Source organism: Enterococcus sp. AMC2644 (genome assembly GCF_058216475.1).
On sequence record NZ_CM177095.1, the window covers coordinates 2471560 to 2488970 of the forward strand.

Genomic DNA, 17411 nt, shown 5'->3' on the forward strand with positions numbered 1-17411 from the left:
CATTTGAATGTTAGAAGAAGTAAAAAATAGAATTGAGCGAGAGGTTGATGAACGAAAAGCTGAATTAATTGAGATTAGTGACTATATTCATAGCCATCCAGAGTTAGGATATAAGGAATTCTTAGCTGTTGAAAAAATTATTTCCTATATAAAACAACAAGGTGCAGAAGTTGAATCCAATTATTGTGAGCTGGAAACCTCTTTTAAATCAACTCACGTACAAGGCGAAGGTGGCGTACATTTTGCAATCTTGGCGGAATATGATGCTTTGCCTAAAATTGGTCACGCTTGCGGACATAATATTATTGCGACTTCGGCTGTTGGGGCTTACCTGGCAACTAAAAAAGTAATGGAAGTATTTAATATTTCAGGAAAAGTTTCTCTGATTGGCACACCAGCTGAAGAAGGTGGTGGCGGAAAAATCAAACTAATTGAGCGAGGTGCATTTAAAGATGTAGATGCTGCAACAATGGTTCATCCAACTTCGGGGACAACGCGAATTGCCGGTCGTTGTACAGCAACCTATAAATTTTTGATTGAATACACTGGACGTTCGGCTCACGCAGCAAGCCAACCTTTTAGAGGAATTAATGCCTTAGATGCAGCAAATTTATTTTTTAATGCAGTATCAATGTTGCGTCAACAAGTTACTTCGGATGTTCGCTTATCTGGTATTCTGGTGGAAGGTGGAACGGCCACAGGCATGATTCCTGATTATTCTAAAATTGAATATAGCATTAGATGTATGGAAGAAGATGAACTTCCTAGTCTAATAGAGCGTGTTCGTAACTGTATTCAAGCAGGTGCTTTGGCAACTGGATGTGAAGTAAACATAGTAGAAGAGAAAGGATACGGCGCAAGAACATTCAGTCGAGTTTTAGGCGATATCTGTCGTAAAGCATTAGAAAGTTTAGATGAAGAAGTTCTACCTGATTTTCCAGATGATTTTGGTTCAACTGATTTTGGTAATGTAAGTCAGCTTATTCCAACGACCAATCCTTATTTTAGTTTGAATAAAACTAGAGTGTCTCTTCACACGCCCGAATATGAAAAATTAGCAGGCTCACCTATTGGCCACACTGCCATTGAACGTTCAGCAAAAGCAATGAGTATGACAGTAATTGAGAGCTTTCTGAATCCTACTATCATTGAAATGGCAAAAAAAGAAAAACAGAGTGAAATGAACATAAATACAAGACCCAGATAAGGAGACGGTAGAGTTGGTTGGAATTTTATTAGGAAGTCATGGATATTTTGCTAAAGAAGCATTAGCTAGTGCAGAGATGATTGTTGGCAATCAAGAAAATACAGCTAGTTTTTCGTTAGAAGAACACATGGATTTAGAGACAACTATTTTAAGCGCACAAAAATCCTATCAATCATTGGATAAAACATCAGGTGTTTTGATTTTGACAGATATACCAGGTGGGACGCCATCTAATGTGGCGATGGTAATTCAAAGAAAAAATGAACACACCTATGTCTTAGCAGGGTTCAATTTACCATTGCTGATTGAAGCATTATTAAATAGAGAAAAAGATGTGGAAGATCTAGTCTCTTATTTGGAAAAGCTTTTTCCAACGACACTAAGTAATTTATCAAAATAATAATCGAAATTGAAGAACAGAAATTATTTTTCTGTTCTTCAATTTTTTTATCTAGATATCCTCTCTTATAATCTAATGATTTTAATCTGGTTTTGTGAAGTTTTAACTGAATAGAAGTAAATATGCTATTGTTGGAGGTTTGATTACATAAGGTGCATGCAGAAATAGTCGCTCACAAGAGTGTGGGTAGGCGAATGCTTAAACACTAAGTGACTCTTGATTAATCGCAACTAATTATCTTTTTTTGTAAAATTTTTGAATTATTTCACAAATTAAATTAAAAATAGCTTGTAAAGTGTTAATAAATAAATTATAATTTTTTTCATTGATAATGAGAATCATTATCAATGAAAAAGGAAAAGGAAGTGTTAAAATGAAAAAACTAGCATTGTTGGGAATTATATTAGGATTAGGCAGTTTTTTAGCTGCATGTACAAATAAGAGTGAGACAAAAGAAAGTGCTGAATCACAGACGAAAGTCGTCGAAACGGAAATGGGTGAGGTTGAGGTTCCAACCAATCCTAAAAACGTATTGGTCAATTGGTATGTTGGTGACGTAATTACTTTAGATGTAACACCAGTAGGGTATTCTGGATGGGCTCAAGAAACGATGCCTTTTTATGATGAGTTAAAAGATGTTCCAGCCATTGAAAAATGGGAAAAAGAAGAACTACTTTCTTACGAACCAGATTTGATTATTACTTATAATCCGGAAGATTACGAAAAACTATCAAAAGTTGCACCCGTTGTTGTTATCTCTGAAGATAAGAGTTCCGAAGAACGTTTAGAATTTTTGGGTGACGTTTTAGGCAAAGAAGAAGAAGCAAAAGCAGCAATTGATACATTTGAAACAAAATTAGCCAATGCTAAAGAAAAATTCTCAACGGATGCTTTCAAAGACAAAACATTTAGCATCTTTGAAGACTGGGGCAGTGATTCTTATGGTGTCTACTATGAAACTGGTTCACGTGGTGGAAATTTGTTATATGATTACCTGGGCTTGAAACTGAGTCCTAAATTAGAAGAATTAGTTGAAACATCAGGCGAAGGTCGTGGCTCTTTATCTTATGAAGTTGCTGCTGATTATTTCGGGGATTATATTATTCCTGAATAATTCATACTTTGACTTCAAACCGTCTGAAACTGCCTAACGGCAGTCTTCATTTACTTTTTCATTTTCACCTGTTAAGTGATGCAAAAAGAACCCCATTCTGATATGGTAAAGGTGTCGAAACCAACCATAAGAAAGGAGTTCTTCTCATGACTAGCTTACACAAAAACCAGGTAAAATTCAATTCAAATTTGACTATTTCACATACAGGTGGTCGCTTATCGAGTGATTCGGGTTTGGTCTTAGTTAAAGAGGTGATGAATACCTTCGACTTTTCACACGTAGCTAAACAGTGGCTCCATATTAAAGACAAACGTGTTTACTTCACACATGATAACTTAGCGATATTAGAACAACTCATTATGCAGTTAATTGCTGGGTACTCGGCAGACTCATCAGCTAATCTATTAAGACAGGATCCAGTCTTTCAAGCTGTACTCGGTAAAAAAGAGTTGGCCTCACAATCGTCAATCTCACGGTTTTTAGATCGTTTCACCGAGGAGAACATGGATCAACTCCAAGCATTAAATCAGTCGCTGATTGATAAAGCGCGTTTGATTCGCAATGACACCGAGTTAATCATTGATGTCGATTCCACACATTCGGATACCTTTGGACGCCAAGAACAAACAGATTATAATGCCCATTATCAAACCTACGGCTATCACCCATTAGTTGCATTTGACGGATTGACCGGAGATTTCCTAAAAGCTGAACTGCGTTCAGGCAATCAGTACACGTCTAAAGGGGTAAAAGCCTTTATCGACCCGCTGTTACACCACTACAAGAGCACGTTACCTCATACCGAGATATTGGTTCGGGGTGACAGCGGCTTCGCCACACCAGAGGTGTATGAATCTTGTGAAGCAACTGAAAGCCAGTACGTTATCCGATTAAAGAGCAATCGGAGGTTAAGTCAGTTAGCTGAACACTCTGTTCTTTATGGGGATAATAAAAAATGGGAAGACCGAGAAATACAGTATTTTTCACTCCCTTATCAAGCACAATCCTGGTCAAAACCCCGTCGCGTTTGTATTCGATCAATCCGTGAAGCAGGAGAGCTTCTTTTTCACCACGCATTCATTGTGACGAATCTATCCGATAATGTCTCGCCTGAAGTCATATTCTCTCTTTACGGCAAGCGTGGAACAATGGAAAATTTCATCAAAGAAGCGAAATCAGGCTTTTATTTTGACAAAACAGATAGTCCGCGTTTCCTGGAAAATCATGTCAGAATGATGATCAGTGTCCTGGCTTACAACCTCGTCAATTTTTTAAAGACCATTGGATTTGAACAAGTGAATCGGGGGATGACGATTCATTCTATACGATTGACATTGCTTAAAGTTGCCGGAAAACTCGTTAAAACAGGTAGACAAGTCTATCTCAAACTGTCGAGTTATCATGTGTATCAAACTGAATTTTATAAGGTTTTTGAACGCCTACGGCGATCTAGGCAATGGATTTAGGCTAGTTATCGTAAAAATTTTTAACCTATTTTTCCAAGGGATCAGTCTGCCCTTAAATAGACAAATAATTTTTATTATAGCCTTCTTCCGTATATATCCTGTTCGAAAACACATTATTTTGGAAGAATGTATCTGCCTAATTTAAATATAGGCACTTTGTTCAAAAAAATAGCTTAAATTTAGAGCTATGAATTATTCAGGTTATTTGGTTCTTACAAGAAGGTAAAGAATCAGAATTCGAAAAAACAGAAATTTGGAAAACAATTCCAGCTGTTGAAAAAGGCAACATAACGACTATTCCAGGCGAATATGCGGGCTTGTTCTATTATTCTGATGTGGCAAGTTTAACGGCACAATTGGATTATGTAGTTGAAAATTTAAACATCAGTGAATGATTTTAAAGGAGGCTTCCCGATGATGATGTGGAAGCTTTTTTCCTAGTTATTCAGTAACGGAGTGAGAGTATGCAAAATTCGGTAAAACCAAGAAAACAAAACGGTTCTTGGAATTTTACATTTAAAATGGTAGTTGGTTTGATTCTATTAGTTTTTGTTGTAGCCGCATCTATTTCATTTGGCGCTGCAACAATGGACTTTACGACTGCTTGGGGAGCTATTTTTAAGTTTGATGGTGCGCTAACTGAACATCAAATTATTCGCACCTTACGTCTTCCACGAACAGTAGCAGATATTATCGTAGGGTCTAGTTTAGCAATTTGTGGTGCGATTATGCAAGGAACAACGAAAAATCCATTGGCTGATTCAGGATTAATGGGGATCAGTTCAGGCGCGACATTTGCCATTGCTTTATGTTTGTCCTTTTTAGTTAATCGAACATATGGCCAGATGATGCTTTATGCTTGTTTAGGCGCTGCAGTTACAACGGGATTAACTTATTTTATTGCTTCTGTTGGTCGTGGTGGGATGACGCCACAGCGATTAGTTTTAGCAGGATTATCCATTTCTATGTTGTTTGGAGCATTAAGTTCGTATTTGTCAATTCGTTATCATTTGGGTCATGCTTTGACTTATTGGAGTGCAGGAGGTACTGCTGGGGCAAAATGGAGTGAATTGTTAATTATTACGCCTTTTTTCGTTCTTGGTGTCTTAGCTGCTATCGCTTTGTCGCCTTCCATTACTATGTTGAGTTTAGGTGATGAGGTTGCTATTGGCTTAGGTTTAAATACGAAACTAGTCAAAGGAATTTCGACAATAGTTGTCCTTATTTTGACGGGTTTATCAGTTATTGTAGTAGGACCAGTCAGCTTTGTAGGTTTAATTATCCCTCATATGATGCGGTATTTAGTAGGAGTGGATTATCGTTATATCATTCCTGCTAGTGCCTTATACGGTGCAGTATTGACCGTTGCGGCTGACTTAGTAGGACGTTTAATTAATCGCCCTTTTGAAACACCTATAGGGATTATCTTCTCAGTTATTGGTGTTCCGTTCTTTTTATATCTAGTGAAAAAACAACGGAGGGAATTTGAATGAAAACGTCAAAATTTAGCTTACAAAAAAATATCCTTATGACAATTGGTTTAATTTTATTAACTATTTTTGTCGCTGTGGTTAGTATCAACTCTGGAAAAATGAATTTAGCACCAAATGAAGTGTTACAAGTGTTGCTTGGAAATGGAACAAGTCAGCAAGAATTAATTGTTTATGACTTCCGTTTGCCACGAATTGTGTTAGCTATTTTAGTAGGTATTGGTATGGGAGCATCAGGAACAATTATGCAAAGTTTGTTGCGAAATGATATGGCTAGTCCAGGAACTTTAGGGATTAGTTCAGGCTCAGGATTATTCGTACTAGTATATATTGGGCTTTTTTCAACGAAAGGATTTTCCTCCCCTTTTGCCATTCCTGTTTTAGCTTTTATTGGGGGGATTGTCTCAGCTCTGATTATTTTTTTCTTATCTTATAACCGAGGGCGTGATATTTCGCCTACAGGATTAATTTTAACTGGGGTTGCTGTGAGTAGTGGTTATAGTGCTCTGACGACTTTAGTAACGTTAAAGTTAGATGATCGTGATATGGAATTTATTCAGCGCTGGCAAGCAGGCAACTTATGGGGAGATGAATGGCGGTATTTGGTTATTTTGGCACCATGGATTATTTTTTTATTAATTTATACAATTTATAAGTCTCGTGTATTAAATACGTTAAATCTTGGAAATGAAACGGCAACTGGCTTAGGTGTAGCCGTCAAACCAGAATTTATTGGGTTATCTTTGGCTTCAATTGCATTAGCTGCTGGCAGTGTAGCGTTAGGTGGCAATTTTTTCTTTGTAGGAATGATTTCCCCGCACATGGCCCGAAAATTAGTAGGACCAAATCATAAATTTTTCTTACCAGTTTCAGGGATTATAGGGGCGATCATCATTTTATTATCCGATACAATTACTCGCTCAATTAGTTTTGGTAGTGATGTTCCTACAGGGATTGTAATTACAGTATTAAGTACACCATACTTTTTATATTTATTGGCTAAAGCCAATTAGGAGGGTTATATGAATCACATTGAAACTCAATCATTGGCAATAGCGTATGAAGATACACTAATTGTTGATGAGTTAAACTTAGCTATTCCCACAGGCAAAATCACGTCTATTATTGGTCCAAATGGTTGTGGGAAATCAACAATTTTAAAAGCGATTGGTCGTATTATTAAGAAAAAAGCAGGAGTTGTTTATTTAAACGGCAGTGATATCAATAAATTATCGACTAGAGAGATTGCTAAAAAAATGGCGATTTTACCACAAACACCCACGGCACCTAATGGATTAACAGTCAGTGAATTAATTGCTTATGGTCGATTTCCTCATCAAAAAGGGTTTGGAAAATTAAAAGAAGAAGACAAAGAATTAATTGATTGGGCATTACGAGTAACCAAATTAACTGAATTCCAGTTCCGTGAAGTAGATAGTTTATCAGGTGGTCAACGTCAACGGGTCTGGATTGCAATGGCTTTAGCTCAACAAACAGAGTTGATCTTGTTGGATGAACCAACCACTTATTTAGACTTAGCACATCAATTGGAGATTTTAGAATTGTTGCAACAATTGAATCAAACTCAAAATTGTACAATTGCAATGGTTTTACATGATTTGAATTTAGCAGCACGTTTTTCCGACTATATGGTTGCAATTAGTCAGGGAAAAATCGTCAGTTATGGAACGGCAGTAGAAGTTCTTGTGCCCGCAGTCTTAAAAGAAGTTTTCCATATCAATGCTAAAATCGTTATTGAAGAAAGTACGCAACGACCGATTTGTTTAACCTATGATTTGATTAAGGAGAATGTGAATGACAATTTTACTTAGAGTATTAAGAGACTCAAAAAAGTATCATAGATATATTGCTTTAGGTATCTTAGCTAGTGGTTGTGCAACAATTGCTAGTTTATATGCTCCTTGGGTAATGCAACGTTTAATTGCTTTAATTACAAGTGGAGATCCTGATGTTGCACAAAAATCATTGATTATGGGATTAACATTGTTAGGTGTTTATATTTTACAGGGAGTCTTTCATTATATTAAAGGATACTATACACATTTAGGTGCCTATAAGTACGTAGCAGAATTACGACTAAAAATTTATGATAAGTTACAACAGTTATCTCTTCGCTATTATAGTGATAAACAAACTGGAAATTTGATGAGTTACGTGATGAATGATGCTGGAGGAGCAGAACGTTTATTTGCGCATGTTTTTCCGGATCTTGTTGTTCATGGTTTAACGTTAATTGCTGTTGCATTTATGTTATTTACAATTAACATTCCACTAGCAATTTTAAGCTTAGCAAGTGTGCCCTTAATTATTTTTGCCAACTATCTGTATTCAAAACAAGCTTTTCCTTTATGGGGGAAAAATGCCAAAGTAATGGCTGAAATGAGTGGGACTCTTCAAGACAACTTATCAGGAATGAAAGAAATTCAAGCGTTTAATCAACAAGCAAGTGAAAAAGAAAGAATGTCAAAAGCTATTAATAAAGAGCGTGACGCAATGTTACAAGCAATAAAAATGGATGAATTTGTCCGACCGTTAATTGGTTTTTTCAGTTCAGTTGGTTTAGTAGGCGTTATTATCTATGGGGGGTACTTAGTTTCAATCAATCAAATGGTTGTTTCAGAATTAGTAGGTTTTATTTTATATTTAAATCTATTTTATGCGCCAATTAATGTCTTGTCTTCTCTCAATGAAAGTACCAACAATGCGATTGCTAGTTGTCAGCGGGTATTTGACTTATTAGATGAAGAATCTGAAATTCAAGAAAGTGCGGATGCACAGGAAGTTCTTAAATTTGCTGGAAGAATTGAATTACAAGATTTAGGATTTGCTTATAAAAAAGAGCAACCAGTACTGCAACATATTAATTTGGTAATTGAACCAGGAGATACCATAGCATTGGTAGGTTCAACTGGTGTTGGAAAAACGACGATTAGCAACTTATTGAATCGATTTTATGATCCAACACATGGCCGAATCTTATTTGATGGTATTGATTTAAAGCAACTAAAAATAAGTAGTATTCGCAACAATATCAGTATGGTATTACAGGACACATTTTTATTTAATGGGACAGTTTTTGAAAATATCGTTTATGGCTTGAAACATGCGACTACAGAGCAAGTGATGCAAGCGGCTAAAGCTGCTAATGCGCATGATTTTATCGAATCATTAGAAAATGGCTATGACACTTTAATCGGGGAACGTGGTTTTAAATTATCAGGTGGTCAAAAACAAAGACTATCCATTGCACGAGCGATTTTAAGAGACACACCTATCTTAATCATGGATGAAGCAACTTCTTCTTTAGATACAAAGACTGAAAAAGAAATCCAGCAAGCATTAGATAAAATTTCTAAGGATCGTACGACGATTGTTATTGCTCATCGCCTATCTACAATTCGTCATGCAGATAAGATTGTGGTATTAGAAAATCGTGAAATTGCTGAAGTTGGTACACATGATGAATTGCTTCAAAACTCGGGTGTTTACGCAAAGTTGTGTCAAAATCAGCAAATTTAGGAGGGGAAAAATGAAAAAGTTCAGTTTTTTTTTAGTAACATTGTTTTTGGTAATTTTAGGTGCTTGTAGTAATCAGGAAAATAAAGAGATGAAAACAGAAAGCAATGAAACTCGTACAATAGAAACAAAATTAGGTGATGTAGAGATTCCTGCTGATCCGCAACGCGTCATTGTGACCTATAATTTAGGTGATGTATTGGCGTTAGGAATAAAACCAGTCGCAACCTATGATGCAACTGGAAAAGCCTATGAAAAAGAAGTCGCTGATTTACCAGTTTGGAATACTTTCGATGAAGAAACAATTATGACTTATGAGCCAGATTTAATTTTGGTTATTGCTGAAGAAGATGTTGAAAAAATGTCGAAAATTGCTCCGACAATCTTTGTTCCTTTTACTGAAATGTCAATGGAAGAACGTTTAACCTTTCTTGGAGAAGTGTTTAATAAGCAAGATGAGGCGAAAAAATTACTAACGGATTTTGACCAAAGAATTACTGATGCCACAGCTAAATTGGAAGAAAACGGCATATTGAATCAAACAGTAAGTATTTTTGAGGGAGATTATGATGCTAATGGTAGTATCTGGGTTTTTGGTGATAAATGGGGACGTGGTGGCGATTTGATTTATAGTCACTTAGGATTAAAAGCACCAAAAGTTATTGAAGATGAAATTATTGGGAAAGATCAATATCGGGAATTATCAATGGAAGTTTTACCAGAATATACCGGTGATTTTATTGTTTTTTCTGGTGAAGTGGGGAGTTTAGCTGACAATAAAGTATGGCAAGCAATCCCGGCTGTTCAAAACGGAAAAGTCGTACCTATCGATTTTGACTTATTCTATGATATTGATATTTACTCATCGCAAATACAATTGGATTATTTAGTCGATGCAATGATTAAAACAATTAAATAAGAAAAGCCTGTAATGTAAGTAAAAATAAGCTAGCATGATCCGAACTATTTAAAGGTGAAGCGCTAATTCTGATAAATTTATAAGGGAGAATTACGGGGCTTCAAAATCTCTAGCTAGTTCGGATAGTTAACCGTTGGGTATACAAGAGAATGTCTCTTGTTTTGATTAAAAGTATCAAGTTGGCATTTAAATAATTTATAAATTAAAGCGATAGCCGCTCCCCCAAATTGTTTCAATTGGTGAATTTGAGAGGTTCGCTTTTTTTAGCTTTTCACGGATACGTTTGATATGCACAACAACTGTCGCGACTTCCGTATCAAGTGAATCAAATCCCCACAGTGTCTCAAATAATTCTTCTTTTCGCCACACTCGGTTGGGATGCTCTGCTAAGAAAACCAAGAGATTAAATTCTTTGTGCGTCAAGAAAATTTCTTGCTCAAGGGCCCAGACTTTATGAGCTGATTTGTCAATACGTAAGTCTGGTGTTTCAATTATAGCTGGATTAACTAGTTGTGGTTGTAAAGATTGGTAGCGACTAATATGAGCTTTGACTCGAGCTACTAATTCATTTGGGCTGAAAGGTTTAACGAGATAATCGTTTGCACCTAAACCTAAACCTCGTACTTTATCAAAGTCTTCTTTTTTTGCAGAAACAATCATAATCGGAATTTGGGTTTTTGCGCGAATTTTTTTACAAATTTCAAAACCATCCAAATTAGGCAACATGACATCAATTATAATTAAGTCGAAAGTACCCGCTAAGGCAGTTTCTAAACCAAGCTGACCATCATTTTCAATGGTCACTTCCATCTGATTAATTTCTAAGTAATCCTTTTGTAGATTAGCAATACTGGAATCATCTTCAATAATCAATATTTTATTCATAGTTAAACTCCTTTGCGAACGGTAAATTAATTATGATAGTAGTTTCTTTATTTAATCGGCTTGTAATAGCAATTGTCCCATGATGGTAGTCAATAATTTGTTTGACAATACTTAAACCTAAACCACTACCTTTGATTGTGGAGCTTCGAGCTTTGTCAGAACGATAGGAACGTTCAAAAACGTGAGGTAAGTCTTCTTGAGAAATTCCTAGTCCATTATCAGTAAAAATCAGTTGAATCCCATTTGTTTGTTTAATTTTTATGGTTAACTGTAATTGACGATTAGGATGTTGAAATTTTAAACTATTTTGAAGCAAATTACTAATTACACGATTAAATTGTGTACTGTCAATCATCGCATATAGTGGTTGTTTGGGAAACTCTGTGATGACTGCCACACTTTCTGCCAACTGAAACTCTTCTAAAAGATGGGTCATATACGCAGCTATATTTACTTTCTCAAAAGAAAAAGACATCGCTTCTAAATCCAGTTTCGAATATAAAAATAGCTCATCAATCAGTTCATTCAAGGTTAAACTCTTTTCATGAATCGTTTGTAAATAATGGCTTTGTTTTTCAGGACTATTTGCTACACCATCTAGCAATCCTTCTACATAGCCGATAATGGAAGTCATGGGCGTTTTTAAGTCATGCGAAATATTTGCAATCAACTCTTTGCGGTTTTCTTCAATTTTTTTCTGTTCAGCTTGTGCTACTTGTAAGTCAATCCACATCGTTTGAAAACTTTGTTGCAGTTGTTCCACTTCTTTGGAAGAATGCTCCGTAGTGAGGGTGTTAAATGGCGAAATTTCTTTGCCATGAATTAACTGCCGAGTGCTTTTTTCAAGTGCCATTAAAGGTTCAATCGTTGTTTTGGATAATTGTTTACTAATAAACCAAAAAGAAAAGATAGCAATCCCAAAAATAAACAAAATCACCCAAATACCCCAGCGAATAAAAAATTCAAAGAGATTACTTTCTCGTTTTAAAATAATAAAGCTTCCCTTTGAACCATCTAAATATTGAAAATCATGTTTGATATAATGAAAGAAACGCCCATTGTTATCAATGGTTCCTGTTGGTTCAAGATTATTTAACTCAAACGCAGGTGCATGCGCGTGTAATGACTTTTCAATGAGGGGGGGAGAGTAATAGGTAAATGTTTGATTTTTTCGAATCACAACATTTAATTGTTTTTGTTCAATGCTCTGAATGATCGTTTGTAATTCAGTATTAAACGGTTCTTCAAGTAACTGTGATGATTTTTGAAGAAGTTGATTCATTTGCATATAGCTTTCTTTTTCCTCTGATGTTAGCGATCGTTGTGTCGTTAGAATTCGATAAATTTTTGGAATAGAAGGAACTTCTCCTAAGGTTGTATAAGAAATAAAAGAAAAAATCATCAATAAAGAACCTAAAGTAATTAAAATTGCACTTAAATAAGAAAGTAAAAAACGTTTTTTGATTGTCATCTTGTCACCACTTTTCAACTAAGGTACTGTTACCATACACCGAGTGGGTTATTTAGGGAAGTAAAATTCATAGTTATTCAGATTAGTTTATTTTTTGTTCATTTTTTTGAAAGTTGCGTGTTATTACTTTTTGTTAGGATAGAGTTACTAAAATAAAAGGAGCGACAAAAAATGAAGACAAAAATTTTATTTCTTTCACTGATTACATTAGGAACGTTAATGGTAGGCTGTGCACAAAACGAACAAACAGTTACGGAAACAACTAGTAGTAGTCAAACGTCAGAATCACTAGAAGCAAAAGAATCTAAAGGTGACGCTTTAACAACAATTCTTACTGCGACAAATTGGGAAGGAACACGTGTTTTTGATAAAGAAGGGAATGATTTAACGCAAGAAAATCAAAACTTTATTGGTTTAGCAAAATACGATGCAGAAACTGGTTATTACGAGTTTTTTACAAAAGAGCGAGAATCACGGGATGATGAGGGAACTTTTTTCATTACGAATGATGGTCAGCGTCGAGTGCTGCTTTCTGAAACCTTAAATTATCAAGCAGTAGTTGAAATTACAGAATTGACTGAAGATGTTTTTACTTATAAACGTCTTGGGAAAGATAAAGAAGGCAATGAAGTTGAAGTGTTTGTCGAACACGTACCTGCTGCTGAAGAATTGACTTTTACGAATGGACGTAAACCATTGACTACTCAAACAGGCGAAATTGTCAAAACACCTGGCGCTGAAGTTTTAAGTCAAACGCTATGGAACGGTACAAAAGTTTTAGATAAAGAAGGTAATGATGTAACCACTGAAAATCAAGGATTCATCAGCTTAGCAAAATTTGATGCTACTACGAATCAGTATGAATTTTTTGATTTAGAGACCGGTGAAACGCGTGGAGACTTTGGTTATTATGATGTGTTAGTGGACAATAAACTACGTGCCCATGTATCTATTGGTGAAAATAAATATGGTGCAGCCTTAGAAATTACCGAATTGAATAATAAAAAATTTACTTATAAACGACTAGGAAAAGATAAGGACGGCAAAGAGATTGAAATCTTTGTCGAGCATGAACCGTATCAAGGAAGTTTTGCACCAGAATTTACGTTTTAATTAGGGAGGAAATTTCATGCATTCTATTTATCGAAATTTGCTTTTAGCGAGTATACTATTATTAACAGGTTGCATGAATCAAACAGCACCGACGATGGAAGAAAGCAATCCACAAAAAGTTATTGAGAGCAAAACGATTCAGTCAACTGAAAGAAGCACAGAAACAACAACAGAAAGCGATAAAAGGAGTGTTGAAATGTATCAAGCAGGAAGTTTACTGAAAGCTGTTGAAGAAAATGACAGTCAAACAGTTCAAGCGATTTTAGCAAGTGAAAATTATAATATTAATGAGCAAAACAACCGCGGTGAGAGTCCGTTATTAATTGCTACCCATAATAATCAAGTAGCAATTGCCAAAGACTTGATTAAAGCTGGGGCGGATGTCAACCTTCAAGATCATATTCAGGATAGTGCCTATCTATATGCTGGTGCGCAAGGAAAAACAGAAATCTTAGCATTTATCTTAGAAAACAGTCAGCCAAACCAACAAGTATACAATCGTTTTGGTGGCAATGCGTTGATTCCAGCTGCTGAAAAAGGTCATTTGGATAATGTTCGACTGTTATTAGCAGATGGAAATGTCGATATTAATCATCAAAATAATTATGGTTATACGGCTTTAATTGAAGCCGTTGCTTTACGCGATGGTTCAAAAATTTATCAAGATATCGTCAAAGAACTTTTAGCGTATGATGCTGATAAAAAACTTCGTGATAATTATGGAAAAAGTGCGGAAGATTATGCCAAAGAATTAGGTTATCAAGCAATGTTAGATGAATTACAAAAATAAAAAATTTCCTACTTAATCTTTAAATAGATAAGTAGGAAATTTTTTTTAACCGCGTAAATCGTCTAAAAATTCTGTTTTTGCTAATGTCTTATCATCTTTCATTTTGATGATTTTAGCTGGTGAACCGGCAACTACCGCATTAGCAGGTACATCTTCTGTTACCACTGAACCTGCTGCAACCACCGCACCTTCACCGATTCTAACGCCTTCTAAAACAACGGCATTCGCACCAATTAACACATTGTCTTCCACAATGACAGGACTTGCTGAAGGTGGTTCTAAAACACCTGCTAAGACAGCGCCTGCTCCGATGTGTGCGCGCTTGCCAACCGTAGCACGAGCGCCTAAAATTGCTCCCATATCAATCATTGTTTCTTCACCAACAACTGCTCCAATATTGATTACGGCTCCCATCATTACTACGGCATTTTTGTTGATAATTGCTTGATCACGAATAAAAGCACCAGGTTCAATTCGTGCATCCACCTTTGTCATATCTAACATTGGTACGGCAGAATTGCGACGATCATTTTCTAAATAATAGTCGTTAATGACAGCTTTATTTTCTTCTAAAAATAGTACAATGTCTGTAGCATCACCAATTACAACATTTCCGAAAATTTTGACAACATTACTTGAAATGTTCGTTAAATCACCGTCAATGTAAGCTTTAACAGGTGTTTGTTTCGTCGCATCTTTGATGTATTTTGCTAATTGATAAGGATCTGAAAATTGTAATTCTGACATAAGTTTTTTTGGGCCTCCTTTTTAGTCAATTAGGCATACTTATAAAAAGAATGGGTGACTCATTTTATAAATAGGTCTAATTATTTGTCTAGTCATAAATAAAAATTTGTGTAATTGAAAATTTATGAGTAGAATATTGGAATTATATACTATATGATAAACACATATCAATTGTTATGATTTTTTTACTGAAAAATAATGAAAAAAACCACTTATTTTAATGAAAGAAGCGATTTTTTATGAAAATACCACAAGAAATACATGATTTATTACCTGATATTACGACATTTCGTCGAGAATTACATCAAATTCCTGAATTAGGTTTAGAGGAAATACAAACAGCTCAGTATTTACGTGAAAAATTAACTTCTTTTGGTATTAAAGAAGTTTATCCAATGATTCATACAGGAACGATCGCTATTTTGCGTAGCGATACTCCGGGTAAAACAATTGCTTTTCGTACGGATATTGACGCATTGCCGGTTACAGAAGAAACGGGCGTCGCATTTGCTTCAAAAACGCCTGGCAAGATGCACGCGTGCGGTCATGATGGTCATATGGCAACTATGTTAGGTTTTGCGAAATATTTAAGTGAACATCCAGAAAAACGTCAAGGAACGATTGTTTTAATCTTTCAACCAGCAGAAGAAGGCCCTGGTGGTGCGCAGCTGATGATTGACGCAGGATTAATTGAAACCTACCAAATTGATCAGATAGTAGGCTTACACGTCTTTCCTGACTTTTTAGAAGGCAAGATTGCTTGTCGACCAGGAGCGATGATGGCACGTAATGGGGAGGTCTCGATTACAGTTAAAGGTCTTAGTGCTCACGGAGCCCAACCACAACAAGGAGCAGATGCAATTTTAGCGGCTGCTGCAGTGATTCAAGGTTTGCATAGTATTATTTCTCGTAATATTAGTCCAATGGAAAGTGCTGTTTTGACATTTGGAAAAATTAGTGGTGGAGAAGCAATGAATATCATTGCTGGAAAAGTCCATTTGGAAGGCACGATGCGTGCGTTTGATGATGCTGTGTATGATAAAATGACTGAACGAATTGAGACGCTCGCCAAAGAGATTGCTAGAGGGTATGACTGTGAAGCAGAGGTGACTTTCAATCATATGTATCGTGTAGTTGAGAATGACGTGGCAATGGTAGCTGCTCTTGAAAAGATTGCATCTGATTCTTACCAAGAAACCCCACCTTATATGTTGGCAGAAGACTTCTCGATGTATCAACAAGTTGTGCCAGGCTTGTTTTTCTTTGTGGGGATTAGAAATGAAGAAAAAGGGTATATTTATCCGTTACACAGTGGCAAAATGCAATTTGATGAGAAAAATTTATTAAATGGAATTGCCTGTTATGTCGATTTGATTCAAGAATTAAATAATTAAAGAAAAGAGGGATCCTGATGAATATTCCATTTTATAAAATGCAAGGCACTGGGAATGATTTTATTGTTATTAACAATATGGAACTAAAACTTTCTGGAGAACAACTATCAGAATTAGCTAAAAGAGTTTGCCAACATCGGATTTCTGTAGGGTCTGATGCTGTGATGGCAGTTGATTTTCCGGAGAACACTGGTGACTTTCGTATGCGTTTTTACAATGCTGATGGAACTGAGGCTGAAATGTGTGGTAATGGTGCTCGTTGTATTGCTCGTTATGCATATGAAAAAAAAATTACCAAAGAAAATATGATTATCGAAACCATTGCCGGAGATGTCCATGCGTGGCGTTTAGATGAACGTTTATACAAAGTCCAATTAAATCAACCTACAACAGTGGAATTTGATTGTGAGTTTCCTGAATTTCCTGAATTGACAATTGATTATATTGAATTAGGTAATCCTGGCATTCCACATTTAGTTGTTCATTATCCTAACTTATCAAAAATTGAATTGTCAGAAATTCGTGAACTAGCAAAAAAATTGCGCTTTTGGGAAAAGTTACCTAAAGGAGCAAATGTTAATTTTTATGAATTAACGAATCAAGAGGTTATTGTGCGGACGTTTGAACGTGGTGTGGAAGATTTTACTTTAGCTTGTGGCACAGGTTCGGGTTCCACTGCCTACGCTTTAAGAAAAAGACAGCTGATTGAGCAAGATCCCATTGTTCTGAATGTTTTAGGTGGAGTCTTAAAAGTAGAAGTTTCAGATCAGGCATTAAATCTGATTGGTGATACCAATATTGTTATTGAAGGGATCATTCGAGACGAAGATTTAGTATTATAGCGAGGATAAATCAATTCTGTTTTAAAGAATTGATTT

General features: G+C 35.8%; 16 protein-coding genes. 13 read left to right on the plus strand and 3 right to left on the minus strand.

The genetic code is table 11. From position 1 onward, the window contains the following. Positions 1–7: 7 nt before the first annotated feature. The 9 genes from AC4BC5_RS12055 to AC4BC5_RS12095 all read left to right on the plus strand — a co-directional run bounded on the left by AC4BC5_RS12055 (position 8) and on the right by AC4BC5_RS12095 (position 10133). Positions 8–1207: a M20 family metallopeptidase gene (locus AC4BC5_RS12055; protein WP_490495609.1), complete on the plus strand. Its 1200-nt coding sequence runs from the start codon at positions 8–10 to the stop codon at positions 1205–1207. A gap of 13 nt (positions 1208–1220) precedes the next feature. Beyond that, positions 1221–1607, plus strand: coding sequence for a PTS sugar transporter subunit IIA (locus AC4BC5_RS12060; protein WP_490495610.1), 387 nt, complete (start codon positions 1221–1223; stop codon positions 1605–1607). Positions 1608–1980: 373 nt separating this feature from the next. Further along, on the plus strand, positions 1981–2721 hold the full coding sequence (locus tag AC4BC5_RS12065; RefSeq protein WP_490495611.1) for an ABC transporter substrate-binding protein: 741 nt from the start codon (positions 1981–1983) through the stop codon (positions 2719–2721). A 146-nt stretch (positions 2722–2867) separates the two neighbouring features. Next, positions 2868–4187, plus strand: coding sequence for an IS1380 family transposase (locus AC4BC5_RS12070; RefSeq protein WP_003140845.1), 1320 nt, complete (start codon positions 2868–2870; stop codon positions 4185–4187). A gap of 464 nt (positions 4188–4651) precedes the next feature. Then, entirely contained in the window at positions 4652–5680 is a 1029-nt protein-coding gene (locus tag AC4BC5_RS12075; protein WP_490495612.1) for a FecCD family ABC transporter permease, read from the plus strand. Then, positions 5677–6690, plus strand: a complete 1014-nt coding sequence (locus AC4BC5_RS12080; RefSeq protein ID WP_490495613.1) for a FecCD family ABC transporter permease — start codon at positions 5677–5679, stop codon at positions 6688–6690. Before AC4BC5_RS12075 ends, AC4BC5_RS12080 begins: the two co-directional genes overlap by 4 nt. 9 nt (positions 6691–6699) lie before the next feature. Beyond that, positions 6700–7509, plus strand: a complete 810-nt coding sequence (locus AC4BC5_RS12085; protein WP_490495614.1) for an ABC transporter ATP-binding protein — start codon at positions 6700–6702, stop codon at positions 7507–7509. Next, positions 7493–9217, plus strand: a complete 1725-nt coding sequence (locus AC4BC5_RS12090; RefSeq protein WP_490495615.1) for an ABC transporter ATP-binding protein — start codon at positions 7493–7495, stop codon at positions 9215–9217. Before AC4BC5_RS12085 ends, AC4BC5_RS12090 begins: the two co-directional genes overlap by 17 nt. Positions 9218–9227: 10 nt before the next feature. After that, positions 9228–10133, plus strand: a complete 906-nt coding sequence (locus tag AC4BC5_RS12095; protein ID WP_490495616.1) for an ABC transporter substrate-binding protein — start codon at positions 9228–9230, stop codon at positions 10131–10133. A gap of 195 nt (positions 10134–10328) precedes the next feature. Here the strand turns inward: AC4BC5_RS12095 and AC4BC5_RS12100 are convergent, their stop codons facing one another. Both AC4BC5_RS12100 and AC4BC5_RS12105 read right to left on the minus strand, forming a co-directional pair. Continuing rightward, positions 10329–11018, minus strand: coding sequence for a response regulator transcription factor (locus AC4BC5_RS12100; protein ID WP_490495617.1), 690 nt, complete (start codon positions 11016–11018; stop codon positions 10329–10331). Next, positions 11011–12489 carry a sensor histidine kinase gene (locus AC4BC5_RS12105; protein ID WP_490495618.1) on the minus strand — a complete coding sequence of 493 codons (1479 nt, stop codon included), beginning with the start codon at positions 12487–12489 and terminating at the stop codon, positions 11011–11013. The genes AC4BC5_RS12100 and AC4BC5_RS12105 overlap by 8 nt, the downstream gene beginning before the upstream one ends. Positions 12490–12660: 171 nt before the next feature. Between AC4BC5_RS12105 and AC4BC5_RS12110 the strand changes: the two genes are divergently transcribed. Together AC4BC5_RS12110 and AC4BC5_RS12115 are read left to right on the plus strand one after the other, a co-directional pair. Next, the gene (locus tag AC4BC5_RS12110) at positions 12661–13602 is read left to right on the plus strand and encodes a DUF4822 domain-containing protein (protein WP_490495619.1); all 942 of its coding nucleotides are present in this window, start codon (positions 12661–12663) and stop codon (positions 13600–13602) included. Between the two features lie 16 nt (positions 13603–13618). Continuing rightward, positions 13619–14392, plus strand: a complete 774-nt coding sequence (locus AC4BC5_RS12115; RefSeq protein WP_490495620.1) for an ankyrin repeat domain-containing protein — start codon at positions 13619–13621, stop codon at positions 14390–14392. Positions 14393–14437: 45 nt separating this feature from the next. Here AC4BC5_RS12115 and dapD read toward each other — a convergent pair whose 3' ends face one another. Then, positions 14438–15139 (minus strand): 2,3,4,5-tetrahydropyridine-2,6-dicarboxylate N-acetyltransferase, encoded by a 702-nt coding sequence (gene dapD / locus AC4BC5_RS12120; RefSeq protein WP_490495621.1) that lies wholly within the window; start codon positions 15137–15139, stop codon positions 14438–14440. Positions 15140–15378: 239 nt separating this feature from the next. Between dapD and AC4BC5_RS12125 the strand changes: the two genes are divergently transcribed. Together AC4BC5_RS12125 and dapF are read left to right on the plus strand one after the other, a co-directional pair. Next, positions 15379–16533 carry a M20 metallopeptidase family protein gene (locus tag AC4BC5_RS12125; protein WP_490495622.1) on the plus strand — a complete coding sequence of 385 codons (1155 nt, stop codon included), beginning with the start codon at positions 15379–15381 and terminating at the stop codon, positions 16531–16533. A gap of 17 nt (positions 16534–16550) precedes the next feature. Continuing rightward, positions 16551–17375 (plus strand): diaminopimelate epimerase, encoded by an 825-nt coding sequence (gene dapF / locus AC4BC5_RS12130; RefSeq protein WP_490495623.1) that lies wholly within the window; start codon positions 16551–16553, stop codon positions 17373–17375. Positions 17376–17411: the final 36 nt, after the last annotated feature.